Source organism: Spongiactinospora gelatinilytica (assembly GCF_003236385.1).
GTDB lineage: Bacteria > Actinomycetota > Actinomycetes > Streptosporangiales > Streptosporangiaceae > Spongiactinospora > Spongiactinospora gelatinilytica.
In genome coordinates, this window is the sequence record NZ_POUA01000842.1 from 1 (window position 1) to 474 (window position 474).

At 35.7% G+C, this 474-nt stretch carries 1 protein-coding gene; it reads right to left on the reverse strand.

Annotated features, from left to right (window positions below):
* The coding region (locus C1I98_RS46580) for an alcohol dehydrogenase catalytic domain-containing protein (RefSeq protein ID WP_497846372.1) at positions 1-221 on the reverse strand (221 nt) is incomplete at its 3' end.
* Between the last annotated feature and the right edge of the window lie 253 nt (positions 222-474).

Sequence of the window (474 nt, forward strand, 5' to 3'; positions counted from 1 at the left end):
GTTCCAACTGCATCCCAACCAATCACTTTAGGTTCGTCTAAAGTTTCAGTTCCATTTTTACGCACCGCCACATCGATTGGATTTACTGATACTGCATCGATTTTAACCAGTAGATCGCGTCCTTCAGGCTGAGGAACCGCCGTTTCAAAACGAAACAAACTTGCTTCTTCATCGATGGGTAAATGTTTTTGAAATCCAATTGACCACATTGTTTTATTCATTTTGGTACCATTCCCTTCTTTAAAATAATGTTATTTATTTTATAATTGTACCTCGAAAATTGTTAAAACTTATTACTAAGTAATTGAAAATAGACATGTTAACTAAATTTTGGTGCCTAATCTTGTTGTTGTCGTTGCAAAATACCTTCAGTAATATCAGCAATCGTTATTTCATCCATTTTTTGAAAGGCACTTTGCTGTATTTCAGCGTATGCATCATCTAACACGTCTTGAATACTGCCACCGACAACAC